The organism is Rickettsiales endosymbiont of Stachyamoeba lipophora (genome assembly GCF_003932735.1).
Classification (GTDB): domain Bacteria; phylum Pseudomonadota; class Alphaproteobacteria; order Rickettsiales; family 33-17; genus RICK01.
Genome location: NZ_CP033611.1, coordinates 1,339,443 through 1,365,955 on the forward strand (window position 1 = coordinate 1,339,443; position 26,513 = coordinate 1,365,955).

The 26,513-nt window shown below is 32.3% G+C and carries 22 protein-coding genes; 13 read left to right on the forward strand and 9 right to left on the reverse strand.

Annotated features, from left to right (window positions below; translation table 11 throughout):
• Positions 1-233: 233 nt before the first annotated feature.
• Positions 234-554, forward strand: coding sequence for a DMT family transporter (locus tag EF513_RS06150; protein ID WP_125216523.1), 321 nt, complete (start codon positions 234-236; stop codon positions 552-554).
• Positions 555-565: 11 nt separating this feature from the next.
• Here the strand turns inward: EF513_RS06150 and EF513_RS06155 are convergent, their stop codons facing one another.
• On the reverse strand, positions 566-832 hold the full coding sequence (locus EF513_RS06155) for a BolA family protein (RefSeq protein WP_125216524.1): 267 nt from the start codon (positions 830-832) through the stop codon (positions 566-568).
• Between the two features lie 255 nt (positions 833-1,087).
• On the opposite strand from EF513_RS06155, the gene EF513_RS06160 reads away from it, so the two are divergent.
• The 6 genes from EF513_RS06160 (at position 1,088) to EF513_RS08080 (ending at position 5,432) form a co-directional block, all read left to right on the forward strand.
• Entirely contained in the window at positions 1,088-1,465 is a 378-nt protein-coding gene (locus EF513_RS06160) for a helix-turn-helix domain-containing protein (RefSeq protein WP_125216525.1), read from the forward strand.
• A 309-nt stretch (positions 1,466-1,774) separates the two neighbouring features.
• Entirely contained in the window at positions 1,775-2,599 is an 825-nt protein-coding gene (gene rsmA, locus EF513_RS06165) for a 16S rRNA (adenine(1518)-N(6)/adenine(1519)-N(6))-dimethyltransferase RsmA (protein ID WP_125216526.1), read from the forward strand.
• Between the two features lie 564 nt (positions 2,600-3,163).
• Positions 3,164-4,393: an MFS transporter gene (locus EF513_RS06170; RefSeq protein ID WP_125216527.1), complete on the forward strand. Its 1,230-nt coding sequence runs from the start codon at positions 3,164-3,166 to the stop codon at positions 4,391-4,393.
• Positions 4,394-4,579: 186 nt separating this feature from the next.
• Positions 4,580-5,089 (forward strand): aminoglycoside phosphotransferase family protein, encoded by a 510-nt coding sequence (locus EF513_RS06175; protein ID WP_125216528.1) that lies wholly within the window; start codon positions 4,580-4,582, stop codon positions 5,087-5,089.
• The gene (locus tag EF513_RS08200; RefSeq protein ID WP_125216529.1) at positions 5,083-5,247 is read left to right on the forward strand and encodes an aminoglycoside phosphotransferase family protein; all 165 of its coding nucleotides are present in this window, start codon (positions 5,083-5,085) and stop codon (positions 5,245-5,247) included. The genes EF513_RS06175 and EF513_RS08200 overlap by 7 nt, the downstream gene beginning before the upstream one ends.
• Positions 5,211-5,432: a hypothetical protein gene (locus EF513_RS08080; protein ID WP_125216530.1), complete on the forward strand. Its 222-nt coding sequence runs from the start codon at positions 5,211-5,213 to the stop codon at positions 5,430-5,432. Before EF513_RS08200 ends, EF513_RS08080 begins: the two co-directional genes overlap by 37 nt.
• Positions 5,433-5,459: 27 nt before the next feature.
• Here the strand turns inward: EF513_RS08080 and EF513_RS06190 are convergent, their stop codons facing one another.
• From EF513_RS06190 to EF513_RS06200, 3 genes are all read right to left on the reverse strand, one after another.
• A complete protein-coding gene (locus EF513_RS06190; RefSeq protein WP_125216531.1) occupies positions 5,460-9,173 on the reverse strand; it encodes a pentapeptide repeat-containing protein in 3,714 nt (1,237 codons plus the stop codon).
• Between the two features lie 527 nt (positions 9,174-9,700).
• On the reverse strand, positions 9,701-10,660 hold the full coding sequence (locus EF513_RS06195) for an OmpA family protein (protein ID WP_125216532.1): 960 nt from the start codon (positions 10,658-10,660) through the stop codon (positions 9,701-9,703).
• 45 nt (positions 10,661-10,705) lie between these two features.
• Complete coding sequence (locus EF513_RS06200; RefSeq protein ID WP_125216533.1) at positions 10,706-11,482, reverse strand: hypothetical protein; 777 nt, start codon at positions 11,480-11,482, stop codon at positions 10,706-10,708.
• Between the two features lie 71 nt (positions 11,483-11,553).
• On the opposite strand from EF513_RS06200, the gene EF513_RS06205 reads away from it, so the two are divergent.
• The gene (locus EF513_RS06205; RefSeq protein ID WP_125216534.1) at positions 11,554-12,171 is read left to right on the forward strand and encodes a ribonuclease HII; all 618 of its coding nucleotides are present in this window, start codon (positions 11,554-11,556) and stop codon (positions 12,169-12,171) included.
• Positions 12,172-12,565: 394 nt separating this feature from the next.
• Here EF513_RS06205 and EF513_RS06210 read toward each other — a convergent pair whose 3' ends face one another.
• Both EF513_RS06210 and EF513_RS06215 read right to left on the reverse strand, forming a co-directional pair.
• Positions 12,566-13,222 carry a superoxide dismutase gene (locus EF513_RS06210; protein WP_125216535.1) on the reverse strand — a complete coding sequence of 219 codons (657 nt, stop codon included), beginning with the start codon at positions 13,220-13,222 and terminating at the stop codon, positions 12,566-12,568.
• A gap of 161 nt (positions 13,223-13,383) precedes the next feature.
• Positions 13,384-16,065, reverse strand: a complete 2,682-nt coding sequence (locus EF513_RS06215) for a hypothetical protein (RefSeq protein ID WP_125216536.1) — start codon at positions 16,063-16,065, stop codon at positions 13,384-13,386.
• Positions 16,066-16,396: 331 nt separating this feature from the next.
• Between EF513_RS06215 and EF513_RS06220 the strand changes: the two genes are divergently transcribed.
• From EF513_RS06220 to EF513_RS06240, 5 genes are all read left to right on the forward strand, one after another.
• A complete protein-coding gene (locus tag EF513_RS06220) occupies positions 16,397-18,211 on the forward strand; it encodes a ribonucleoside-diphosphate reductase subunit alpha (RefSeq protein WP_125216537.1) in 1,815 nt (604 codons plus the stop codon).
• 41 nt (positions 18,212-18,252) lie between these two features.
• Complete coding sequence (locus EF513_RS06225) at positions 18,253-19,212, forward strand: ribonucleotide-diphosphate reductase subunit beta (protein ID WP_125216538.1); 960 nt, start codon at positions 18,253-18,255, stop codon at positions 19,210-19,212.
• Positions 19,213-19,485: 273 nt separating this feature from the next.
• Entirely contained in the window at positions 19,486-20,547 is a 1,062-nt protein-coding gene (locus tag EF513_RS06230; protein WP_125216539.1) for a type 1 periplasmic-binding domain-containing protein, read from the forward strand.
• Between the two features lie 400 nt (positions 20,548-20,947).
• Positions 20,948-22,105 carry a leucine-rich repeat domain-containing protein gene (locus tag EF513_RS06235; RefSeq protein ID WP_125216540.1) on the forward strand — a complete coding sequence of 386 codons (1,158 nt, stop codon included), beginning with the start codon at positions 20,948-20,950 and terminating at the stop codon, positions 22,103-22,105.
• 123 nt (positions 22,106-22,228) lie between these two features.
• Positions 22,229-22,435 (forward strand): DUF378 domain-containing protein, encoded by a 207-nt coding sequence (locus tag EF513_RS06240; protein ID WP_125216541.1) that lies wholly within the window; start codon positions 22,229-22,231, stop codon positions 22,433-22,435.
• A gap of 80 nt (positions 22,436-22,515) precedes the next feature.
• On the opposite strand, the gene fmt is transcribed toward EF513_RS06240, so the two are convergent.
• From fmt to EF513_RS06255, 3 genes are all read right to left on the reverse strand, one after another.
• Positions 22,516-23,454, reverse strand: coding sequence for a methionyl-tRNA formyltransferase (fmt, locus tag EF513_RS06245; protein ID WP_125216542.1), 939 nt, complete (start codon positions 23,452-23,454; stop codon positions 22,516-22,518).
• Positions 23,455-23,462: 8 nt separating this feature from the next.
• A complete protein-coding gene (gene def, locus EF513_RS06250) occupies positions 23,463-23,969 on the reverse strand; it encodes a peptide deformylase (RefSeq protein ID WP_125216543.1) in 507 nt (168 codons plus the stop codon).
• Between the two features lie 90 nt (positions 23,970-24,059).
• Positions 24,060-26,510, reverse strand: coding sequence for a hypothetical protein (locus tag EF513_RS06255; RefSeq protein WP_125216544.1), 2,451 nt, complete (start codon positions 26,508-26,510; stop codon positions 24,060-24,062).
• Positions 26,511-26,513: the final 3 nt, after the last annotated feature.

Sequence of the window (26,513 nt, forward strand, 5' to 3'; positions counted from 1 at the left end):
TTGGTAACATTTATGTTAAATAAACTCTGTTTCTAATATATAATTGCTACTAAAAATCTTTATTTTTCCTTAATCTTTCTAAAGTAAGTATCTTTTAAATAAAGATTAGCCTTAAATATTAGGATTTTGGACGTGAAAATAACTTTTATTTATCCGGCTTTTGAGTAGCTATTGCTTTTGCTATAAAGTGCGCTACGTTGGTTGCCATAAATTATTTGTTAATGAGGTTGGGTATGGCTTGGGTCATGTTATTATTAGCTGGATTATTTGAAATTATGTGGGCTATAGGGCTGAAATATAGTGAAAGTTTTACTAAATTGTGGCCCTCAGTGTTTACTATTATAGCTATGATTATAAGTGTTATATTGCTTGGTGTTTCAGTTAGAACAATTCCGTTAGGTACTGCTTATGCTATATGGACAGGTATTGGTGCAATAGGTGCTGTTATAGCGGGTATCATATTATTTAATGAGCCTGTATTATTACTACGTATGATATTTGTAGGTTTAATTCTTATTGGAGTGTTAGGCTTAAAAATAGTTTCTTCACACTAATAGGTGCTTTTTTAATTTCCATTACATACTTTTATTTCAATTGCATGAAGTGGATTGTTCATAAAAGCAGCTAAAGCTTTATAAATTATTTGATGTTGTTTTACCTTGCTTAAATGCACAAGGCTGGGAGAGGATATAGTTATTTTGATATGGGTAATATATCCTTCCTTATAACCTGCATGGCCTGCGTGTAGGTAAGAGTTATCTTGTATATCAATTGATTCTATATCTTGGATATTTTGGTGAAGGGCGGCTTTTAAGCTTGCTATTTCAGTCATATATTTCAGATCTTTTATAGTGAATAGTTTTCATTAATAGCTTAGTAAATATATATTTAACAGAAAAATTTTGAAAATTAATAGGCATTACAAATTGGTTAAGAGGTTTTGCTATAATATCAACTATAATTACTAATAAAATTTAAACTATACAATCAAAATTAACAAATAGTTATTGATTTTCGTGTAATAACAATGTATATATAGTTAAGTGAATATAAATAATTAACTATATTTTGTTAAAGAGAGGGTTTTATGGCTAGAAAAGTTGGTAGGTTAATGAAAATTGACCAAATTATTGGGAAAAGAATTAAAGCTAGAAGAATATTTCTTGGTTTTTCCAGACAAGAATTAGCTGAAAAAATTGGTGTAACTCATCAGCAAGTACAAAAATATGAAAATGGTAGTAATCGAATTTCTGCAGGAAGATTATACGCTATTGCGGAAGCAATTAATGTAGCTATGAGCTTCTTCTTTGATAACGTGGAAGAAGAATCGGCGGCAAATCAGGCAGAGCTTCCTAATGAAGGTCAGAGAATGTGTATTGAAGTAGCTAGAAATTTTATGAAAATTAATAATCAAGAATTTCAAAGTATGATTAATTCATTAGTAAAAACTCTAGCATCAAGTTAAATTTTAAGTTTCCCCCTCCGAAATGCTGGCAAATACTGTTTGCTGGCATTTTTATATTATAGCGAGCGGGTAGGTTTGCAATGAAGGTTTATAAGAATTATATAATATGGTTCAACCTTTAATAGCTCTTAGGTATTATAGCGAACAAAAATTTTAAGAAGCATGAGAGTTATATTGCTGTTTTATATCCACATTTGTTATAAATATATCAATCTCTTCAATAATCTACTTGAAACTCAAAAAATTATCCTTCAAAACTCATGGATTAGATGCTACTCATAGCATCTAAAAATTTATAAGGTTTTTTACATGAAGCTTAATGATCTGCCCACTATTGCCGAAATTGTAAAAACCAATGCGTTGTTTGCAGATAAAAGATTTGGACAAAATTTTCTATTTGATCAAAATATTACTGATAAAATTGTAAGACTTGCCGGAGTTAATTCCAGTGATGTAGTAATTGAAGTAGGACCTGGTCCTGGCGGCCTTACCCGCTCTATTTTAAAGGCAGATCCGCATCAGTTAATCATTATCGAAAAAGATCGAAGATTTAAAGAAGTGCTACAACAGTTAGTGAGTGTCTCGAAAGAGAATCAATTAAAAATTATTGAAGCTGATGCGCTGAAAATCGATTATAGCCAATTGGGAGCACAAAAATTTCAAATAATTGCTAATTTACCTTATAATATTGGCACTGTACTATTGTTTGAATGGTTGAAATTTTTGCCGTTCCTTTCACAAATTACCATTATGTTACAAAAAGAAGTGGTGGATAGAATAACAGCTACTCCTAAAACTAAAGATTATTCTAGAATTTCAGTAGTTATACAAAATTATTTTACTGCTACTAAATTATTTGAGTTGCCGCCTAAAGCTTTTTATCCACCACCAAATGTTGATTCGGCTGTAGTTAAGTTAGTACCTAAGGCTCCTTTATTTGATGGTGAGCTAAAACTTTTCGAAAGTTTTGTCCAACAACTTTTTAATAATCGCAGAAAACAGCTTCGTAAGTTTTTTGAAAACATTGGAATTAATGAGCATGATTATCAATCAATTGGTATTACCGGGCAAGCAAGAGCTGAAGAGTTAAGCCTGGAGCAAATTGTAACATTGATGAGCTTTGTGAAGAAATAAGTACTTTGTTTGATTAGATAGCGAATAATACACTAAAAATCTAAATGAGCTAGCTAGAATGCATTATAAAAATACTTAAAGCGTATACTTTTAAGTATTAATTATTGGCTATTAGCATTTTGAAGTGTTTGCGCTAAAGTAAATTTATTATAATGATTTTTGTTGTTTTTTGTTTTTAGAATAAGGTTGTGTGCTTTACTGGGGAAGTTTTTTAGATCTTTTGAATTATAAAGGTTAATGGGTTCTTTGAAATAAAGCCCTCTATTACATAAGTCAATTTTGTTGCTTAAAAGTTTTGAAGATATCTTTAGGCTAAAGATCCAATCTAGTAAAATTTTTTTAGTTGGTCATTAGAGAGCTATGCTAAAATTGTTGAACTAGTTTCGTTTAGTAAAAATAGAACCCGTTCCTGTTTATAAAAATTGTGCACTATAAACCAAAATAGATAGCTATAATATTACTATTTATTCCTATAATTAGTTATTATATTAAGTGCTTTTAAATTGACATGCTAAAATGCTAAGATTATGGTTTTAATTTGTAACTTCTTAATGGTTGTTTAATATGTCTCTGTCCCCAATTTTTGCTATTTTGCTAGGAAACATTCTTGAATTTTATGATTTCATGCTGTTTGCCCATTTATCTTCAGTGCTTGGACCAAAATTTTTTCCTGCAGAGAATGAATTTATTTCCCATTTAATGGGTTTAGGGATGTTTGCATTAGGATATTTTGCAAGACCAGTGGGAGCTATTATTTTTGGTATAATAGGTGACAAGCTAGGCAGGAAGATAGCAATCACGAAGTCCATATTAATTATTTCATTACCTACCTTAATTATAGCACTTTTACCTACCTATCATCAAATTGGCATAATTGCCCCTATAATTCTGATAATCGTTAGATGTATTCAAGGTATCGCCATGGGAGGTGAGTATAGTAATGCAGGTATATTGCTAATAGAAAATTATCCTAGGCATCGTTTTTTGCTAAGTTGTCTGTTATGTGCTTCTTGCCAGATAGGCAGTATCCTGGCATTAGGAATTTGCTATATTATTATTGCTTATCAAGAAATTGAATGGTTATGGAGAATAGCTTTTGTAATAGGTTTTATTCTTGGAATTGTCAGTTATTACTTACGAAAAATTCTAAGGGAAAGCATATCATTTACACAGACAAAGCAAGAGGAAAAATTTAAAGAAGTTTTTAGGGATAAAATAAGTTTTTTAAGTATAACAATTTTTGCCGGATTAATAGGGATACTAGTATGGATGCCTATTACGTTTACCAATTTTTATAGTAATAAATATTTACATCTTGGTAGTACTTATTCAATTAAAGTGACTTTGGTTGCAGTATTTAGCTATATCATAGCGTTAACTTCCTTAGGGCTATTATTTAATCGCTATTTTAGTAATAATATTAGAGCTATATTGTTGATGATGTTTGGAGCAAGTGGTTTAGCTTGTTTAAGTGCTGTGCCACTTTTTACTTTGCTAACCCAGCATCATTTATTTTTATTTCAAATACTGATTACTGTTTTGGCAGCAGCTTTTGGAGGAGGAATTCACCAGGTTGCCTGCAAGCTAACTAATTCGGCGGTTAGAAGTAGAGCTGTTTCATTAAGTTTTGCCCTTGGTATTAGTATTTTTGGTAGCACATCGCCCATTATTGCCACTTGGCTAATTGAAACAACTCAAAATCACATCTCGCCTAGCTTTTATGTAATGTTAATCAGCTTTCTATCATGTTTGATGATTGGATTGCTTTTCAAAAAGAAATTTAAGTCAGTTTAATGATGGTTATATTATAAGTTACTTGCATAACTCAGAAGGGAAAGGAATTTTTAGGAAAAATGAAGGTGGGTACCAAGATGCTACTTGAAAGCTATTTGAGAAATGCAAACCGTTAACAATAAAATTATCGCTAGAAATGGTTTAGATGTAAGATTTTTAAAGTAATTTTAAACTTAATATTAATGTATGTGGAAAGAGCAGGAGAGGAAGTGGCTAGATAATATACCGCTCATTGTTCAACAATTAGTTGAATCATGGAATTTAAGTAATTTAAATGTCTTATCCGATTTAACTTATAATTATATATTAAGTGGATATCAAAATAGCCTGCCCATTATTTTAAAATTAAGTGGTGATAAGCAAGCTTTAAGTTTAGAAGCAGAAATGTTGGAATTGTATCAGGGCAATATTTTTGTACGCCTTATTAGTAAGAATTTAGAGATGGGCGCGTTGCTTATAGAACGCGTAATTCCTGGAACAACATTGTCAGAATTATTTCCAGATCGAGATACGCAAGCCGTGGGACATGCTTCCTCAATTATTAAGCAAATAAATAACTATCCTCGCCATTATTCTCAATTAAATTTATCTAAATATCCTACTGTGGCAACATGGCTAAAGGTGTTAGATCACGAATATAATATTCCAACCGAATATCTTACTAAAGCACAGATGCTAAAAGCCAACAATTGTTAAGTAATCCCCGCAGCCAATTTTTACACCATGGGGATCTGCATCATCATAATATCTTAAAAGGCAAAAAAGGTAAATATTTAGCAATTGATCTAAAAGGAGAATTGGAGAGTTGGAATATGAAATGGGAGCTTTTATTCGCAACCCTCTCCAGGAGTTAATCAGGCATAAAGATGCCAAAAATATCATTGAAACCAGAACCAACCTTTTTGCTAGAAATCTAAACTTAGAAGCAAGCCGCATTAAAGACTGGAGCTATGTACAGGCATTACTTGCAGTTTGCTGGATGATTGAGGATGAGCAAGACCCTAAGCCATATCTTAAGTTAGTGGAGATAATGGCTTAAGAATTAATAACAATCTTAAGCTTATTATTAGCGTGGTATTGAAATTTCTTGTGCTCTAGATATTAAATTTCTTAAGGATGATGATTCTTGCGTGGCCTTTTTTAAAAGGTTAGCATAGAGAGGATTGTTTCCTTCTGAAATGTGCTCTGGAGCGTCTCCCGGTTCTGTTAAATAATCTTTTTTATTATTATACCTATTAATTATAGCTAAAATAGACTTGGGAAGTTGGTATGTATTGTCTAGTTCAGCATTTTCTAATCCTACAAATTGCATGCTTTGGGTTTGATCGCTTTTTATATTTTGGTATTCAGCTATTAAAATAGCTTTTCTTGACTCTATTTCAATCTTTTGATCGCTTATTGCTTCTTTATCTCTTTGTAGTTTTTCGTTTGCTTGTTCTAGTAGCTTAATTTGTTGGTGGTTTTTTTGTTTAGGTAGAGTTTTGGGCGTAATGATTTTATAATGGCTTAGTTTATGTAAAATAATGGCGCTCAGTACAACAGTTATAGAACACACTAAGGTTAATTTAGCAGTTTCTAAAATTAAAGGTAACCCTAATACATTTTTTGCTATGAAAATAAAAGGTGTGGTGATGGCACTAAGATAAGTAGTAGCAAAATTTGTAATGGTAAAGAAAGAGCTGGCCTTAGAGAATATCAAAACTGGTAGCTTTAAAATAAAATAATCAGCAATAGTGCAAGTGGCAAATAAAGTAACAACCATTATCAGAAAGTTGGTTAACTCAAAATGATATAATAAGTTAGTTAACTTTTCGCAAATATGCTCAGGTAGATCTTTAAGAGAGGTGTTTAATTTTATTCCTAATATAGAACAAGTAGCTGGAGGCGTATTTTTAACTTCCCTCAAGAGGCTAAATCTTCCTAAATTAATAAACTGCCGTTGTTCAGGAGTATTCAATACTAAAATATGAACTCTCGAAGCGAACAACCAAGATAATACAAAGCTGCGATGCAAGCGATGCTCGATATTATCTAAAAAGCCAGTAAACCTTTTAAGTATTACATATACAAAATACATTTCCGGATATTTAAGTTTAATAATTTTACGATGATTAGAAGAAACTTGGTCGTATATTTGGCGGTTTAATTTAGCAAGCATTTTATGCTGATGTTCGGCTTGAGAAATTTTAAGGCTTTTGAATACGATGTTAGAACAGATAAAGTGTCCGAGCTTAGTTTGGGTACTGACTTCAATACTTCTTATATTTTCATTCTCAATTTCTTCTATTGCTGGAATAAATACAAAATAATCGATTATTTCTTTAAAATCTAACTTTAAGCCTTTGATACGCCCATTTCTTATTATCGTTTTTTGTAGTTTTTGGGCTGCAAGTTTTGCCTCATTACACTTTATATCCATAAATTGAGTAAAAACTATCTTTTCAAGATTCAGTTCAGCTTTAGTAAAATCATCATTTTTTGAAATAAAGCTAGATAATGAAGAATAATTAAAGTTACAGTTTTGAAAGTTTGAGTGTATTGATTTGCATTTGTCATAACTATCTTTAAAACTTTGATAATGTTCAAAATCACACTCCGTTAACCTTAAATTGCTAAATTGAGATAAGATGCTAGTTGCTTCGGTAAAATTTACTGCAGTTAGTTGTGAGCGATTAAAGAGCGTTTCAATAAATTGGGCTTTTTTAAAATTTGTGGCAAGTAGCTTACTTTTTTCAAAAATTGTAGCAAAATGTTTTGATTTAGCAAAATTAGTATGTTCTAGATTGCATGCTTCAATGTTAGTTGCAATAAATTGGCATTCTGAAAAATCAGCATCTAAAAGGCTTGAGTTCTGTATTTCGTTACCGAATATCTTAGAACCAAAAAACTGAGCATGATTTAGATTAGAGTGTTTAATATCACATAAACTGAAGTGCGTGGGTGTAAAGCCCCAATTTAATTTGCGTTTTATGGCGGTAAAATAATTTCCGACACTACTAAAATTAGCATGGCTAAGTATCGAACGGTGGAACTTAATACCAAGCAAATCTTCTTCTTCTTCTCCTAAAAAGTTTCTAAAATCGCAATCTGAAAAATCTCCAAAATCTAACTTATAATGTGGGTTTTCTAAATTATGAGGTGAGATTGTAGCCATACCGGCAAGGTCTATCATCATATTGTCTAGATTAATCCCTTTTTCTTGTAATAATTTAGCTACCTGTACCCCATTAAACATTTGCTTTAGCACAAAGCTTTTAAAGCTTTGAGGACGCTTTTCTTCTATCTCTGCTTTGAAGTTATTAGTTAAAGTGGTCAAGCTACGCTTGGTGTACATTAATTCTTGGCCTAATACTTTTATAGATTGTTTGGCAAGTCTCAGGTTCTCTTGAAGGCTGTTTTTGTAAGCCTCGCTTTTGGTTTCTGGTTTGGCGCTTAAATGTATTTGTAAATTTTGTTCAAATTCTTGGTGTTCTTTAAGTTTAGTTTTGTATGCTTGAGTTAGTTGTTCAATGTTTTTTACTTTTTGGGTGAGTAATGTATTATAATTTTCCTTTAATTTATATAATCCGTTAGCTTGTACTTGTTGGGCTACATATTCAAGATATTCATAGAAATATTTGGCTCTTATTTGGTAATATATCTCTCTTAATTCGAGTGAATAAGCTGTGGGTAAATCGAAAACTTGTAAATCTTCATTAACATTTAATTCATAAATTGGATCTAAATATTTTTTCCACTCATCTAAAAAATTGGTTTTATTTAAAGCTGGAAATTGAATCTTAAAATACTTTTTTACTTCTGGTGATATACTACCGGTCAAGCTGAATAGAAGTTTCTCGCAAATAATGACAAAATAACTACGCAGAATATCATTATATTCTGCTGAAGTATTCATTGCCGTAGGATCTTTAATTAATAATTTTATAAGTTCGAATATTGGAATGCGTTCTTCAGCAGCAATCCACTGTTCAGGCGGCGTATATATATGAGGAGCAGCTAGAGCAAATTTGCAATCATTTAGCTGAATTTTAGATAACGAGTTGATAAACTTAGAGCCTTTTAAATCGCATTGATCAAAGCTTCCATTGAAATTACATCCGTTAAAAACACTTTCTTGAAAATTGGTATTATCTATTGGTCCAAATGTACATCCAATTAAAGTTAACCCAGATAAATTATGTTTGTTTAAATTATGTTTGCTAAAATCATAATTAGTAATTTCAATATCATTTTTACCATAATTGATAGCGTGTGCTTTAAAGCCGGTAACTTCTTTAAAAGTGTTATTATTATGTTTGATTCGAGTTATGAGTGATTGCTCACGTTCTAAAAGGCTTAATAATTTTTGCTCGTGGTCGGTGATATTATTCGCCTCTTTATTGAGCATTTTAGGTAAATAATCAATGAGCTCTTCGGTAGTTTGTTGTTCAGTAATAAACGACAATTCAGTTATTGATTTATAAGCAGTTTGAATTTGCTTTTTAAGCTGTAATAATGATTGCTGCTGGATATGTAGAGACTTCGCTATCTTGTTGTTGATGTTGCTTAAAGTTTTAGTGGTTAGCTTTGCTACTATTGCATTATCAGGAGCACTTTCCTCATAAAAAGAAACTTGTTGAGTTAAATTTAATTGCTCTTCAATGAAGCTCTTCAGGTTGGTTGTAGCTTGGTTAACTTTACCATTGGCGGTGGATTGAAAATATAGATCAATAATATGGTTAATTGAGGGCTTGGATGTATTAGTTATAGGAATAATAGGGGGGGTAATCTGTGGTTGCATATGTTTAATTTAAAATGTTTTTTTATTAGTTGATAAGAGTATAGGTCAGTCGCTCGAACTAACCTTAAATGATGGGATTCAATAACATTCCTGATAAAATATAGCCATTTGTTAATCAAGTTACAGAATACAACTTTTATAAGAATAATAAATCTATATTAAATTCTTTATGTTTTTTTTAAAGAAGAATTTTGTAAATAAATAGGCAATCGCTATACAAGGATAGAATGTTATTTAAGTAAAGTTTAATTAATTTTAAACAATTAGGTAAGGATAATAAAGCTTGCTATATCAGTTGGTTATAAAAAACTAGATTGCAGCCAACAATAAACTTCTTTCAGTTATGAAAGAAGTTTATTTATTGATAAAAAATATTTAACTAATCTAGCTGCAAATGGAGGAAATAGTTGTTGAAAGTGGGTTTAAGCTTACTACGGATCTAGACCAAGTAAAATCTTGGCTTCTCAGCATTTGTATAAAAATACTTATCTCTCAATAGACTTTAGTTAATATGATAGCGCATAAAGCTAATCAATTATCGCTATTTCAACTCTTCTGCTACCAGGTTCCCTGGTATTATCTGCTGTATTAAAGGCGATATCAGCTTCACCGAAAGCATATATAACAATCTTTTTAGGATCAAGGCCCTTGGTAGTTAAATAATTTTTTACAGCAGTCGCTCTTTTTTTAGACAGATTAAGATTGTATTCCTCTTTTCCTGAGTGGTCAGTATAACCATTAAGAGTGATTTCTTCTGGTTGTTGAGGCATTTTATTAATTTTATCAGCAATTTTATTTAAAACTTGTTTTGCTCCTGCGGTTAATTTGCTGCTATTAAACTCAAAAAAGATTCGAAATTGAAAGAATTCCTGAGCATTTTTAGCCATTTTTTCTTGGGCATTAAATGGCTCTTTAGCTTTTGGTTCTACTTGTTTTTGCTCTTTCAGTTCTTCTGTTTTTTTTGGTGTTGATTGTTTGATTTGGTTATTATGTGCTGTTAATTTATCTTTGAGTAACATTAGTTCATTCTCAAAGTTGGTTTTACAGTGTTTTATTGCTTCATATTGCCAGTTCTCTTCTAATTCTTCTAACCAGCAATCATAGTTAAATTGAGCCTTAGCTAAATTTTCTGGAAAAGTGCTACGTAAGTATTTATTATCAATCAATGGTTTGAGTTCATTATAGTAAGCTAAAGTTTCAAGTTTGTTTTCTTGAGGTATCTTCCAATCATCTGGATGTTCAGGAAGTACGTTATGCCCATAAACTATTAGCATAGCTTTATCAATAAAATGCTGTGAATCAAGCCAATCACAATTTTTAGCTTCATTGTCGGCAAAGTCTTTATAATATTCAAATAGTTTTTTTTGAAAATTATCGCCTTGAGGAGTAGAAGATTTCAATGTTTCAAGAGAAGTACAACTACATAAAGTGAATAGAAGTACCGCTAATTTGCTTATATAACTATTTATTGATAAATTTTTGAACACGATTGATATTAATAAATTAAGTTATTTGTTAAGGTAACCTTAAAGTCAATTTATGACGAAGTCAACTTTTACTGCATGTTTTTTATAGTTATGATCAAAAAAGTTAATTACTATAATGTTTTTACTGTTGATTCCTAGCTTATTCAATTGATTTTTTAAGTGTTTTATTTGCTTATCTGGATGTGGGCTTTCTACTTTGCTATAACTTCTTAGTATTACATTACGAAATTTTTTTTTAGCTATGTCATATTTATGGCTAACCAAGGCAATTTGTTTATGAGCTAGCTTAGCTTTCTTATCAAATCGAATCTCAATAGTTTTACCTATTTTATAGGAAGCTATTCTTATAAGCTGGAAAGCACGTATTTTGCTGTATAAATTATTTTTACTGGTAATCATACTATCAATGTCAGTGCTATTATAATTATGGAACAAATAATAATCATAAGTATAAATTAATTCAGCTAAAGCTTGCGCTTGATTTTTAATATTTTCATGAGTAATTTGACTGATGATTGCTTGTCTTAATATGTTAGCTTCGGTTAAATTGATATTGTTTGCTTTCCAATCTTTGGGATCTTCAGGTAGCACTAATAGTTTATGTTGAGCATCTACTGCTTTTTGGGCAAATTTTTCCGCATATTTCCAATTATATCCTTCGGCGCGAATGTTAGCCATTTCGGCATATTGTTTTGCCAGAATGCCATGAAAATCATCATCAAACTTTTCAAATGTTTGGACTTTTTGTAAATTTTGAGTACAACCAAATCCAACTAAAATGCACAAAATAATAATACCAATTCTGCTAAATAGTTTTTGCATTATATATTCCTAAAATTTTATTATTAAGTATAACACAAAACAACATTAAATAAATATTAAAAAATTAACTAATGAAGCTATTTAATCTTTCTTTAATGACTATAGGTATAGATGAAGCAGGGAGAGGGCCGTTAGCAGGGCCGGTTGTAGCAGCTGCTGTGAAGTTTAAATCTTTTGAGAATATGGATTTAATCAATGATTCTAAAAAACTAACTGCTAAGAAGCGAGAACAATTATTTTCGATTATTAGTGAACAGGCGATAATCGGCCTAGGAATAGTAGAAGCTGCAGAAATTGATCAGATCAATATTTATAATGCGACTAAAAAGGCTTTTTACTTAGCAGCTAATAAACTGCTAGAGCAAGTAAAACATGCTGATTATCAAATTATAATCGATGGAAATTTTGTACCGAACGAACTTAAATACGCTCAATCTATCATTAAAGGGGATGGGACCTATTATGAGATTGCTGCAGCTTCCATTGTTGCAAAAGTAACTCGTGATAGAATTATGCAAACATTAAGCGAGGTTTATCCGCATTATGGTTGGAGTAATAATATGGGTTATGGCACTAAAGCGCATATTGAGGCAATTAACATTTATGGCATTACACCCCATCATCGCAAAAGTTTTGAACCAGTTAAGTCAATGCTTATTATAACCCAGCAAGTATTAGAGCTGACATAGGTATTATAAACCAGCCTTAACCTAAGCATATGGTTAAGAAGACTCCCTGTAAACTTAAGCAATGGTAAGATGAGCGATATTCTATATGAATAATATTTTGCAAAAAGCTTTGGGCAACTTTATTAAAATGATTGGTCTTCTGTTGTCATATCTAAAGATTTATATCAAATTATTATCTATAGAAGAGGAATTGAGGTGTAAGCAAATGAGATATGGTATAAGCATTATGGTAATAACTAACACTATTAGAAAACCCAAGCTTTATAGTTTGCTGTATCTATAAGTCTCCTATTAGTAAGTATTATTATTGCATATATTATAACAAAGCAAAACCTACCTTAAAATGAAAGGTAGGTTTTAATACATTAAATAGCTTAAGTGGAAGCTTTGATGTTTAGCTAATTGCTTTATCGAAATTAGCTTGAGCAAAGTCCCAGTTAACTAGTTTTTCTAAAAATACTGCTAAATAGTCCGGTCTACGGTTTTGATAATCTAGATAATAAGCATGTTCCCATACGTCAGCAGTGATGATAGCTACTTGATTTTTAGTTATAGGTAAATCTGCATTAGCAGTTTTAGTTACTTTTAGTTTATTGTCATTTAGATCTAATACCAGCCAAGCCCAGCCACTGCCAAATTGGGTGGCTCCAGCTTGTTTAAACTCTTGAGCAAAATTATCAAAGCTGCCAAAATCTGTGTTAATTCTACCAAGCAAGGTACCACTAGGTTGGCCGCCGCCATTTTGTTTCATAGAGTGCCAGTAAAAACTATGGTTCCATACTTGGGCAGCATTATTAAAAATACCTACATACTCGTTTTTACCAGCTGAACTTGCAATTACCTTTTCAAGGTCAAGTTTAGCAAATTCATGTTCTTTAAGTAAATTATTTAAATTAGTTACATAAGCTTGATGATGTTTGCCATGATGAAAGCTAAAAGTATTACTGCTTAAATGCGGTTCAAGTGCAGTAGCGTCATAAGGAAGATTAGGTAAATTAAAAGGATAAGATGATTGATTTGCTTTATCATTGCTTAGTTTAGCGTTTAGCATTAAGACCTCACATAAATTGCTATAATTTGATTAAATTTGTGAGGCTTTTACGCTAAAAAGTCAATGATAAAGTTTAGTAAGATACTAGCTTACATTGTTTATGTCCACCAGGGCCTCCTAGTTAAAGGATTTTTTGGTGAACATTAAGGTAATATTGGATATTACAAGTTTCTTGAGTTGCTTTTAAATAACTTGCTGTTCACTAGGCTTGTAAAGCCTTTGCCGGTTTGAGTTGCTTGATTTAAGCCTTTATTAAGCGCTGCTAAGCCAGAGGTTGGTATAATGTAAGATACTGCTTTGCCAATTGAATCGGAGGTTGCTTTTAATACTCTGATATTTCTAAGCGTTGGTAAGTGCCCGGCTGTAAATAAACCCATGGTTACTATTAAAATTACACCTAAGATTTTAACGGTAGTATTTATAACCTTTCTCCGTATTTCGCGCTTTCTTGCAGCTTCTCTTTGTTGTGCTTCTTGCTGTTGTAGGTCTCTTGCTAGCTCTTTATCTGCTTGTATTTGTTTAAGATTTGCTTGCGCTTCAATCTTATCTGGACCTATTTTAATTGCATCTTGCTGGATTTGAGCTGGGATTGCTACTGCCACTACAAGTTCATTTCTCTTCTGTTCAGCTTCTGTTGGTTGTGCTTCTTGCTGTTGAGCTCTGGGCCTTGCCTGTTCAGCAGCTTCTCTTTGTTGTGCTGCTTTATGAGCTCTAAATTTTTCTTCTTGCAAGGGTCTTATTGCCTCTAATATTGGCGCCGGTCTATTATTTTTCACTTCCGTTACAGTTTCATTTCTCTTCTGTTCAGCTTTTCTTTGTTGTGTTTCTTGATGAGCTCTAAATTTTTTTTCTTGCAAGGGTCTTAGTGCCTCTAATATTGGCGCCGGTCTATTATTTTCCACTTCCACTACAGGTTTATTTCTCTTCTGTTCAGCTTCTCTTTGTTGTGCTTCTTGATGAGCTCTAAACTTTTCTTCTTGCAAGGGTCTTAGTGCCTCTAATATTGGCGCCGGTCTATTATTTTCCACTTCCACTACAGGTTCATTTCTCTTCTGTTCAGCAGCTTCTCTTTGTTGTGCTGCTTTATGAGCTCTAAATTTTTCTTCTTGCAAGGGTCTTAGTGCCTCTAATATTGGCGCCGGTCTATTATTTTTCACTTCCGTTACAGTTTCATTTCTCTTCTGTTCAGCTTTTCTTTGTTGTGCTTCTTGTTGTGGTCGGTTTGCATTACCGTCACCAGGTTGTGGGACGCCAGCTTGTGAGGCTCTTTCTTGTTCAACAATAGCGTTATGTTGTTGTGACCAAAGAACAAATTTTTGTTGAAAATTGTGCAATACTTCTTCTGGAGATAATGCACTATAACTCAATTCGCGTAAGGCTTGAGTAGTATAAATTGTTGCATTAAAAATTTCCTTTGGTGCTACTATTTTAAATATATTAGCAATGTCCTGTGCTTCTGTAAAAGCATTGATTCTAAGGCGTTCTAAATTATCAAAGCCATCATACTTAAGTTTTTCATACGTCTGGTCGCTAATTTGTTTTCCTAGAATTTTTTCAACTTTTGATTTATGTAGGAATGGTAATAATGATATAAATCTTTCAAGTTGATGCTTAATATTTTCAAAGTTAAGCAAGTTATCAACCATTTGGGATGCTTGTTCTGTTAGTTTATTTTGCTTTTTAAGGTTATTTTTGATCGCTTCTTTTGCTTTGTCACACTCGGACTCTAAAGTATCTAATAAGAAATCATTATGAGCTACTTTACCTTGTTCATGGTGGAAAGCTATTAATGTTAAAAAATCTCCTTCGTATGCGTGTGTTTGTAACTTAGGCTCAAGATTGGCAGAAATAAAAAAGATAATTCCTTGACGATGCATAATCCAAAACTCAGGAGCAAAATGAATGAATTCTTGTTCTAGCCTGTATAAATTGGTATTACCTTGCTTATCATATAAGTCCGTTGAGAATCTAGTAGGTAGGCTGATTTCATCACGTAGTTTATTTAAAATACTTACAACTTGCGCAATAGTTTCTTCTGTATCTTCTCCGGTTCCTTGTAGGGTAGGGTGCTGTAATAATAAAGTATGCCAGTAAGTATTGCTCTGGGGCATTTCGTAATAAAAATTTGTTACTCTATTTGCAAATTCATCCAATAAATTTTCTGCATTTATTCCGTCAATTACAGTAGCTCTGTTTATAATATCAACATTAAAATAGAAATTGATGTCATCGCTGTTTTTAATTTTTTGCTTAAGTTGTGCTTTAAAATGTTGAGGATCTATTTTGGTCAGTAGTACTTTTTTATTATATTGTTTAATTGCATGCTGGGCTTCTTTTTTTAATGAGGTAATAACATCAACTTCTTCTTCAGGTTGAGGGGCGGGTTTAGCACCTACAGTTGCTCCTTTAGCTATATTAATTACAACGTTATTTTGTTGGCTAAGTTGACCTAGAATTGCCTGTTTGTTACGTATAATTTGAAGTATTTTATTAATATTACTTGCTATATCGTTATTGTTAATTCCATTTTGGGCTGATTGTAGCTTCTTAATAATTTCGTCTTTTCTGCGATTTTTTTGTAATTCTTGTTCAATTTTATTAGTATAAGCTTGATATATGTTATCTTTAATCTTTGTATAAGTTTGAGTATTGTATTCAGGGTCATCTAATTTAAATAAATTTTCTATATTTTTGATGGTTATTACGTTAGCTAAGGTGGTTTTAAATTGGGCATCTATCTGATTAGGCATTAATCTAGATTTTTTAATAGCTTCATCTATATCTTTTAAAATATTACTAAGTTGAATTTCTAGATGTTGATTTGAAGAACCAGCGCTTGACATATAATTACTCTTGCTTGTAAAAATGATCTTAATTTTGATGATTTTGCCTCAATGTTAATAAAAAGTAAATATAATTGTTGCTTTTAATACGTATAGGGTGATTTTTCACCATCTTATGGTTAATTTAAAATAAAAAAAAATAATTTAGAAACTGAATAATTAGCGAATATATACTATATATAGTGGCAAGAAAAAAATTGCATACAATATATACTTTTTTATATGGACATAAACTATTTTCGTTTTATCATAATTAATAAATACGCAATTGATATGTTTATCAGTGATTTGGTTCACAATTGTTAATAAAATAGCTTTTTTGGGATGGTTTATGAGTTATAATATTCAAATTGATAATTTAAATGACGCTAGATTGACGGATTTTGGTAAGGCAGTTTTAACCGATCGGTATTTAATAAAAGACGAAACTTATCAAGATTTGTTTGCTAGAGTTGCGATTCATTTTGCTGATAATCAAGAGCATGCTACAAGACTATACGGTTACATGGGCAAGCTCTGGTTTATGCCTGCAACTCCTGTGCTTAGCAATGGTGGTACCAAGCGTGGATTGCCAATTTCTTGTTATCTCAATGAAGCTCAAGATTCTCTAAAAGGTATTGTAGATTTATGGACTGAAAATGTATGGCTTGCAGCCCGTGGGGGGGGGATAGGAAGTTATTGGGGTAACATTCGCTCAATAGGTGAGAAAGTCTCTGGTAATGGCCAAACTTCTGGAGTAGTACCATTCTTAAAAGTACAGGATTCTATGACTCTTGCTATTTCACAAGGTAGCTTAAGAAGAGGAAGTTCAGCTGTATATTTACCAATCAATCATCCTGAAATTAAAGAATTTATTAATCTGCGTAGACCAACCGGAGGTGATCCAAATCGTAAAGCCTTAAATATTCATCATGGGGTAGTGATTACTGATGATTTTATGGCTCAAGTTGAAAATGACGGTATGTGGGATTTAATTAGTCCTCATAATAACCAAGTAGTTTCTACGGTTAAGGCTCGTGATTTATGGGCGGATATCCTAACAACCAGAATTGAAACTGGTGAGCCGTATGTGTTATTTATCGATACTGTAAATGATGCAGTACCAGAACATCATAAAAAGCTAGGGCTTAATGTAAAAACGTCCAATCTTTGTAGTGAAATTACTCTGCCAACCGGTGTTGATCATCTTGGAAATGACCGTACAGCAGTATGTTGCCTATCTTCTCTTAATCTTGAGTATTATGAGGAATGGTGTGACAATAAAGATTTTATTCCTGATATCATGCGCTTTTTAGATAACGTGCTTGAGGATTTTATTCAAAATGCACCTGAGTCTATGGCTCGTGCTAAATATTCAGCAATGCGTGAACGCTCAGTGGGTCTTGGAGTAATGGGCTTCCATTCATTCTTACAGTCTAAGCTGATTCCATTTGAATCGGTAATAGCCAAGGTGTGGAATACTAAAATGTTTAAACTTATTAAAGAGCAAGTTGATCAAGTATCAAAGGACCTAGCTTTAGAGCGTGGACCTTGCCCAGATGCAGCTGAATGTGGAATAATGGAGCGGTTTACTAATAAAATGGCAATTGCTCCAACAGCTTCAATCTCAATTATAGCTGGGAATGCATCACCTGGTATTGAGCCATATGCAGCTAATAGCTTTAGCCAAAAAACCCTTAGTGGTACATTTACTGTACGTAATAAACATCTTGCGAAACTCTTAGAAGAAAAAGATGAAAATAACGAAGATAGCTGGTCTTCAATTTCTACTCATGAAGGTTCAGTACAACATCTAGACTTCTTAACTCAAGATGAAAAAGATGTGTTTAAAACTGCTTTTGAACTAGATCAACGTTGGGTTATAGAGCATGCGGCTGATCGTACTCCTTATGTCTGTCAGGCTCAATCGTTAAACTTATTCTTTAAGGGTGATGTGGCTAAAAAAGATTTGCATCAGGTTCATTTTGCGGCTTGGAAAAAGAAAGTAAAAAGTATGTATTATCTGCGTTCTACTTCAATCCAGCGTGCTGATAAAGTATCACATAAAGTTGATGTGATTGATATCAAGCAGCAGCTAGAGTCAAGTGAACAGGCAAATACTGAGGCTAACTCAAATAATTATGAAGAGTGCTTAGCTTGCCAATAATAGGGAAGCTAATAAAAATGATAAATAGCGAGGGATAAATTATGCCATTACTTGAAGCAAAGCCAATTTATAAACCATTTGAATATCCATGGGCATATGAAGCATGGCATACTCAACAAAAGATTCATTGGTTGCCAGAAGAAGTGCCACTTGCAGATGACGTTAAAGATTGGCAATATAATTTAACACCAGGTGAAAAATATTTGCTTACCCAGATTTTCCGTTTTTTTACTCAAGCGGATATTGAAGTGAATAATTGTTACATGAAAAATTATTCCCGGGTGTTTCAACCGACTGAAGTACAAATGATGCTTGCTGCTTTTTCTAATATGGAAACTATTCATATAGCGGCCTATTCTCATTTGCTTGATACTATTGGCATGCCAGAGGTGGAATATCAGGCCTTTATGAAATATAAGGAAATGAAAGACAAGTATGACTATATGCAACGTTTTGGGGTGGAATCTAAAAAAGATATTGCTACAACTCTTGCGGTATTTGGTGCTTTTACTGAAGGTTTACAGCTTTTTGCATCGTTTGCAATTTTATTAAATTTCCAAAGATTTAATAAAATGAAAGGCATGGGACAGATTATTACTTGGTCAGTTAGAGATGAAACACTGCATACTAATTCGATCATTAGGTTATTTAGAACTTTTATTCGTGAATATCCTGAAGTGTGGACAGAGGAATTAAGAAGTAATTTGTATGAAGCTTGTGCTACTATTGTTCATTTTGAGGATGCCTTCATTGATCTTGCGTTTGAAGTAGGTGATATTACTGGCCTTACTGCTAAAGAAGTTAAGCAGTATATTAGATTTATTGCAGATAGAAGGCTTTCTCAACTAGGCTTACGAGAAATATATATGGTTGAGAAGAATCCATTGCCATGGCTTGATGAAATTTTAAACGGGGTTGAGTTTGCTAACTTCTTTGAAAGTAGGGTTACTGAGTACACCAAATCTGCCACTACTGGCAGTTGGGAAGATGCTTTTAATTAATAAGCTGTTGGCTTATTAATTAACAACTATTTAACAATTGTAACAATGGAAGCTTGAGGTGCAACAAGCTTCCATTTTTTATTTCTAGAATATCAAAGAGTTAGTATTATTTGCTGGTAGGCTTGAAAATTGGAGATTTATATTTTTATATTGTATGTTAAGATATAAATTGGTTTAAAGATAATTTTATTAATTGCCAAGCCGCAAAAAGAATATAATTTGTTATTACTAAGTCATAAGTAAAAAAATTAATTATTATATAAGAAGCCTAATATGCGTTATATTAAAAAATTTTGGATAATTTTAAGTGTCATCAATCTTATATTATTAACTAGTTGTACTACTGGTAGAAATCTGGGGCGCGTGCCGGAAGTCTCTGAAGTTCCATTGAGTCATGAACAAAAAATTCTAATTATTCTACCGTTAAGTGATAAAAAATCTGCTATTTCTAAAAATATTATGGCAGCAGTAGAGTTAGTGTATGAAAATCATAAAGAACAGCTAAAAGAGAAAAATATAGGATTTAAATTTTTAGATTATAATGATCCTAATCTAGCAAATAAAATTGAAGCTATTAAGCCTTTAGCTATTTTAGGGCCAATTTTTTCTCATCAAACTGCATTTTTAAGCGATAAAATTAATAAGAACTTCAAGATATATAGCTTTTCTAATGATGCTACACTTGCCAAAAATAATAATATTTATGTAACCGGTATCAGTCCATTTTATTTGCTAGAGAAAGTAATGGAAGAAGAAGCTATTAAAGGAAAAAGCAAATTCTTTATTGTAGGGGCTCGTACCCAAGTAAATTTAGATCTAATTAATTATTTTAATAAAGTAAAAGCAAAATATCCAGAACTGGTGCTGGTTAAGCTTGAACTGCATAATAATACTATTGAAGGCAGAAATTATGCAACTATTGCTATGGCAGATTCACTAAAAGCTTTAGGAGAAAATAACTCTACTTTGATAGTTCTTGAGCCGCAAGAGTTAAAAGTTGAAGAGATTATTGAAAATTTAAGAGAGCATCAAGTAGATTTTACTAAGTTTGATATTTTCATTCCATTTATGGTGGATGGTGAAAAGCTAGATCGCGCCAATCCATTTTTAGCAGATATTTATGTACCTGTATTAAAAGATATGGATGATTTAAAGGTGAAATATTATGATAAATATAATATTATGCCAGAAAATATTAGTATTATAGCTTATGATTTGTTACTTGAAATTTTAGGTTTAACTCAAGAAGGATCTAAATTTATTATTGATAGCGCTCATGACAATATCCTTAGACGTCGGATAGAGTTTGAAAAACTGATCAATCAATTTGAATAATCTTTTGCGTTGATATTTATTATCAGTGAGATTATATGCCATCACTTGAACAAACAATACAAAAGACTTAAGCAAGTATCATAATGGGTAGCAATTTCACCTAATTTTTGCTCTTCAAATAGATATCAGTATTTTGCGATACTTGCTCTAGTTTCTTCTAACCTCAGTCATTGCTGAGTTTTCATAAGTGGTTCATTTCAGAAACCTTCATAATATTCAGAAATAACTTAGATTCTCTATTGATATTCTTCTGGTGTCAAAAATCTTAGCTAATAAAGATATTTTGAATGATGGAATATTATTATCATTTTCACATTGTAACGTTAAAGATAAATTTTATATTTAATAATATTATTTTGCTTAAATGTTGCTAAGTAATTTTAAATTAGGTGAATAAATTATGGAGCCTTCTACACTTAAAGTCTTTACACTTAGCAATATTGTTCAATTGCATGATTATATGGCTAAGCAAGAGCAATATAAAATAAACCATCCTACTCATATAATTAAAGTCCAAGTTAGTGGCGATAATGGAAGCAATGATGCAGCTTTACTGTTAGATGAATTAGCTAAGGAACAAAATCAAGAAATATTAGCTAAAATAGTATCCCTTAACTTTGGGAAAATTAATCATGATTATTTTCTATTAACAGAGCATGCTAAAGTTTTAGCAGCAATATTAGATAAGATGAGCGAATTAAAATGGTTAATTCTTACTGCTAAAGACATTAGCTCAGAAGGTATGGTTTTAATAGCAAAAGCTTTACCAAAATCTATTAGATATCTTGATTTATCAGGGAATGGCATTGATTCCGATGTAGCAATCGATATAGCTAACAGTTTAGCTGGAACAGATATAGCCTATTTAATATTACGAAATAATAATATAGGGGGAGTAGGAATTAGAGCTCTTACTGACAAATTACCTAAAAGCTTATTTTTATTAGATTTATCAGGCAACCTTATAGAAGAAGAGACTATAGAAAATTTAGGATCATTTTTGTTAAGCTGTTTTCAGCTTAATCAATTAATTTTAGAAAATACCCAGCTGAATGCTGAGACTGCTCAAAGGATAATTAAGTGTTTATCAGCAAGCCTTGAAGAATTAGATTTATCAGCAAATCCTATTGGTGATAGCGGGGTTATAAGTATAATGGCTGAATTACCAGAGAAATGTCCTCATTTACAAACACTTTTTTTTAAAAATATTAATTTAGGTAAACAAGGGGTGGAAGCGATAGTTTATAGTTTGCCCAAACTACCGAAATTAGTTTCTTTAATATTATATGGTAATAAACTAGGGGTTACAGAAGCCGCCATACTCGGTGCTGCTTGTGGTAAAGTAGAAGCTACAGATGTTAATGTATATTTTGGAGTATCAGAGGAAGTTAATCCAGAATTATTAACAGCATTTGAGAAAGCTAAACAGCATGCCAGGCAAGATATTGATGAAGTAATAAAGTTAAAAAAGCAATTATACTTACCTCCTGAAGGTCCGCACGCTAGCAGTGTGAGTAATAAATATAAAGAACAATCTGTTTCTCCTTTAAGTAAATAAGCTATTCATTTTTAATGAAGGATATTTATATAAATTTCACTTAGTAATTTTTCTGTGATTTCCCTACTTTAAGTTTATTATATATAACAGTAGCTTAATAGTTTAATATAAAGGAGAAAGTAAATGAAATGTATTAATTTGATAGCTTTTTGGCTAGTGATTATTGGAGCTATAAACTGGGGATTGATTGGTACCATGGATTTCAATCTAGTCTCTTACATATTTGGTGTAGGAAGTGCTACTTCTAAGCTTGTTTATAGCGTGGTAGGATTATCAGGAGTGTATAATGGAGCGGTAACATTAGCTAAATATGCTGCTGAAAAAAAATAATTTTACATATCATTTGGTGTATCATTAGATTGTATGAAGGTAATTATATTATTAAATATGAGTTTGTATACATTTAGTGGCTATTCCCATTGGTGTTGTAATAAATCTTTAATTTTATTTTGATAACCATTTAAAAATTGCTTTATATCAATTTTATTTTTACCTGGTAGTTGTAGCATTTGAGGTTGAATAAAGCCTTCCTGGCAGGCAATATTAAAGTTTAAATCTATTACTTCTCCAGGGTTATAATTACTAGCGGTCTGGGTATAACTGACCTCTGCTGCAAAAATCTTTATAGTTAAATCGCCTATATTATATAAACAGCCATGATAGCTTAAGGCATTGATTTGTCTTAAAACCAGTTTTGTAGGTTGATTACAATCTAATATATAATCTTCAGGCTTAATTTTAGGCGCATAAATTGTTAGGGCATCATCTTGTTTAATCGGTACTATGGTTTGATCTTTTAAACCAGATAAGGCCTTAAGTAGTAAAGGGGGGGCGATGGTAGATAATTCATTATGTAGTGTTTCAAAGGAAGTAGTATCTGTCACTTGTACGCTACCTTTTAGTAACATATCTCCAGTATCTAACCCTTCTGCCATTTGCATAATAGTAATGCCGGATTCGCTATCTCCTTTAAGAATGCTATACTGAATAGGTGAGGCGCCACGCCATCTAGGTAGCAATGAGGCGTGAATATTAATACACCCAAACTTAAAAGCTTCTAAAATAGCTTTTGGAAGAATCAGACCATAAGCTGCTACCACTGCAATGTCGGCTTTCAAATTATAAAAAGTTTCAATATCAGCAATAGACTTAAAATTTTTAGGGGTAAAGACTGGTATATTATACTTTTCAGCCAATTCGTGGACTGGAGTTTTAGTAACAATCATTCCTCTTTTTTGAGGCTTAGGCGGCTGAGTATATACTGCAATTATTTCATGATCATTTGATTCGATTAATGCTTTTAAGGAAGGCAGGGCAAAAAGCGGAGAGCCCATAAATATAATTTTCATAATTATTATTATTTTAAATTTTTTTTGCGTACTTTTTCAATAATCATATTTCGTTTTAAAGGAGAAATGTAATCTACGGAGACAATACCATTTAAATGATCAATTTCATGCTGGATACACCTGGCTATATATTCAGTAGTTTCTATAGTTTGTTTGTTTCCGTCTAAATCTAAATAAGTGGTAGTAACACTTTGATGTCTGATAATAGAGGGATAATGCCCTGGAATGGATAGGCATCCTTCATTTGCATCTACTTTATCTTCTGAAAATTTTATAATTGCTGGATTAATCATAACAATCGGGTTGGGTTTGCCTTCCTCTTCGCTTATATCAACTATAATAATTCTTTTAAGTACTCCAACCTGGTTTCCAGCAAGGCCCATCCCACGTCCATGATACATAGTTTCAATCATGTCTTGGGCAAGTTGTTTAATTTCATCTGTAATTTCAGTAATAATTTCAGCTTTTTGCTTAAGTCTTGGATCGGGTATTGTAACAATAGGTAAAATTGCCATAATTAAAGATTCCTAAGTATTATTCATTAAATTGGATATAAACTTATAATTTAATGTTACCAGAACGCAAATATTTTATTTTCAATCTGCTTAATTGCCAGGTTGATCTCTATTGGGTATGGTAAAACATAAGCTATCTTTTTGATCAATAGGTAATTGCAACGGATGAGGTTTTACTATTGAGCATTTTCTAGGGTCTAATATTTTAGGATTTTCATTAAATGTACAAGCTTTAGCAGCTGGATGATTGATAATATCTATATTAGTAGCGCTAATATCATCTTCTGCTTTGTATATTATATCCTGTGGCCTGATGCCTGGTTTGGGTGTTGGATAGCCATGAATATAGATAATATAGTTTGTAACTAAGAAATTAGATTTTAAAAAATCAAATTCACCATCCGCCGGTTCTACGCATACTAAATCTGCACCAGATTGGTAAGCAAATCGCTTATATTCTAAGCCAATTTTTAGTTGTAAAGTTTTATGATGTTTAAAATCTCTATCTGTATATTGACCTGAGATATTATTAAAGTTAAAAGGATCATTTATTTTATAAAGTTCAACTTGCCGTGATGAATTTTGTAACTGTAGATTAGCTTGTAGATCACCAGCATCATTAACCTCTCTATTGTCATACGAACTATATACTGTAGCCTTGAGTTTCGTACCAAAAAGTATATATTGTTTATCAAAATTGGAAGGGATAAAGGAATTATTATAAATATCAATTCCTTCCGGTACCATGCCAGAGATTTCATGACAGTTATTATTTAGGCATAACTTAGCTTTTATTAAAGGTACGTTATTAGTAGCAATACCACAACCATTTTTGCCATTACATAATTCTGCGGTAAGTTGAGGCATAGGTGGGCGTGGTACACAACCTAATGGAGCATTATCAATGCCTTCGGCATTCCAGCTAATGCACATGTTGTTATCAGCCGGAGATATAGTAGAGTTAAAACGTAAATTGTAATTAACAGTGCTTTTCCCGTTCGGCAAGGTAAGGCTCAAGCTGTTATTGGTTGCTCCACCTGAGAAGCTTGTGTATCTAGTAAAGTAAGGGGTACCAAGCTGCACATCATACTTAAGATCAGTAACACTAAAGGGTGTATAGCTATTGGTGGTATTTGATTTGACATATTCTATTTCAAATGAGGGTGTAGGGTAGGAACTTTCTATGAAATATGGTAAAGTAAGGCATGGTTCGCTGCTAGCTTTTGAGCCTAAATGTTTACAGTCTTTTGCTTGTTTAACATATTGGCCTTTAAGGTTAAAAAGAACACAACCGTGCTTATCTGGAGTTTCGCCAGTACCGCAAGCAAGCATTCTATCAAACTTTTCTGGTTTGAAATTTGTATCTCTTTCTTGAATAGGATAGTGTAGGTACGTATGATCCACGATTAAAGATGGAGAAGACGCATTAATAGCATAAGGGACCATAAAAGTTTTGTCCCCACGGTTTATTTTGTTATAAAAAACAAAGTTTCCATCTTGATTAGTACTAATTCGTGCATCATTTTTTGGTTCAAAGCAAGGTGATGTGGAAGAGCTGGAGCAAATAGGAATATAATTTTTAGGATTAGCTGTTACTCCCTCTGGTTCGCCAGAAGCATCCTGAAAGTTTCTAAATATGACACAAGGCTTAGTATCATCATTACGAGAGCATTTATCATAAGTGAAAGATACATCATCAGTAATTACAAACGCAAGTGGTTTAGTATAAGTAGAGTTAATAGAGGTTTGTACACAAAAATTTTCTGCGGTAGGAAGCTGGCTAGCTTCACATACCGGATATAATAAAGGAGTAGATAGGATAGGTTTGCTAAATGTTTTAGTATAGGAAGGTGGTGAGGGGGATAGAGGTATAGATGTACAGCCAACTGTTCTTAACACACACACATTGGTATATCTTCCTAGAGTTCCTGCGGCAGCAATAACAGCACCGCTTATAACTAATCCTGGATTAACGGTAATTACCCCGGCGGTTGCCAAGGTGGCTCCTGCATTTGCTACCTTGCTAAATTCTTCAAGATCAGTCCATTCGTGGAAAGGTTGGAATTTGGGATCAAAATCAGCTAAATCAAGCGGATCTTCAAAAATACATATTTTCGGTAGTTGAAGAGTTTTGCCGCCAATTGTTGTAGCAAAATGATCACCATACTTATCTTTAATAGGAGGGGTAATACGAGCGCAATATCTAGATAACCCACGAAATTGACATTCTCCAGTTCCTTTAAAGTCAATTATTACTTCTTCGTCAAGCTGTTTTAAACCGAATAGCCTAGCAAAAAAGTTAATCATATCATTGGCAAGCCCGCTATATTTAAATCTGAGAGCGATGCGTGGATCAAAAAAGGTAGAATTACTAGAAGCTTGAGTGTTAATCTCTACTTTAGTAAGCCAGCCGAATGCATCATCGGTTGCACTTCTAGCGGCTTCCAGTACTTCTCCTGCAATATTACAGGGCGTAGGTAGTGCATTTGCAGTTGAGTTTAATAAAAATAATAAAATTATATAATTTAAAAATCTTTTCATTTT

Coding starts and splice junctions, on each gene's coding strand:
- EF513_RS06150 (WP_125216523.1), top strand. CDS start 234: ATGGCTTGGGTCATGTTATTATTAGCTGGATTATTTGAAATTATGTGG.
- EF513_RS06155 (WP_125216524.1), bottom strand. CDS start 832: ATGACTGAAATAGCAAGCTTAAAAGCCGCCCTTCACCAAAATATCCAA.
- EF513_RS06160 (WP_125216525.1), top strand. CDS start 1,088: ATGGCTAGAAAAGTTGGTAGGTTAATGAAAATTGACCAAATTATTGGG.
- rsmA (WP_125216526.1), top strand. CDS start 1,775: ATGAAGCTTAATGATCTGCCCACTATTGCCGAAATTGTAAAAACCAAT.
- EF513_RS06170 (WP_125216527.1), top strand. CDS start 3,164: ATGTCTCTGTCCCCAATTTTTGCTATTTTGCTAGGAAACATTCTTGAA.
- EF513_RS06175 (WP_125216528.1), top strand. CDS start 4,580: ATGTGGAAAGAGCAGGAGAGGAAGTGGCTAGATAATATACCGCTCATT.
- EF513_RS08080 (WP_125216530.1), top strand. CDS start 5,211: ATGGGAGCTTTTATTCGCAACCCTCTCCAGGAGTTAATCAGGCATAAA.
- EF513_RS06190 (WP_125216531.1), bottom strand. CDS start 9,173: ATGCAACCACAGATTACCCCCCCTATTATTCCTATAACTAATACATCC.
- EF513_RS06200 (WP_125216533.1), bottom strand. CDS start 11,482: ATGCAAAAACTATTTAGCAGAATTGGTATTATTATTTTGTGCATTTTA.
- EF513_RS06205 (WP_125216534.1), top strand. CDS start 11,554: ATGAAGCTATTTAATCTTTCTTTAATGACTATAGGTATAGATGAAGCA.
- EF513_RS06210 (WP_125216535.1), bottom strand. CDS start 13,222: ATGCTAAACGCTAAACTAAGCAATGATAAAGCAAATCAATCATCTTAT.
- EF513_RS06215 (WP_125216536.1), bottom strand. CDS start 16,065: ATGTCAAGCGCTGGTTCTTCAAATCAACATCTAGAAATTCAACTTAGT.
- EF513_RS06220 (WP_125216537.1), top strand. CDS start 16,397: ATGAGTTATAATATTCAAATTGATAATTTAAATGACGCTAGATTGACG.
- EF513_RS06225 (WP_125216538.1), top strand. CDS start 18,253: ATGCCATTACTTGAAGCAAAGCCAATTTATAAACCATTTGAATATCCA.
- EF513_RS06230 (WP_125216539.1), top strand. CDS start 19,486: ATGCGTTATATTAAAAAATTTTGGATAATTTTAAGTGTCATCAATCTT.
- EF513_RS06235 (WP_125216540.1), top strand. CDS start 20,948: ATGGAGCCTTCTACACTTAAAGTCTTTACACTTAGCAATATTGTTCAA.
- EF513_RS06240 (WP_125216541.1), top strand. CDS start 22,229: ATGAAATGTATTAATTTGATAGCTTTTTGGCTAGTGATTATTGGAGCT.
- fmt (WP_125216542.1), bottom strand. CDS start 23,454: ATGAAAATTATATTTATGGGCTCTCCGCTTTTTGCCCTGCCTTCCTTA.
- def (WP_125216543.1), bottom strand. CDS start 23,969: ATGGCAATTTTACCTATTGTTACAATACCCGATCCAAGACTTAAGCAA.
- EF513_RS06255 (WP_125216544.1), bottom strand. CDS start 26,510: ATGAAAAGATTTTTAAATTATATAATTTTATTATTTTTATTAAACTCA.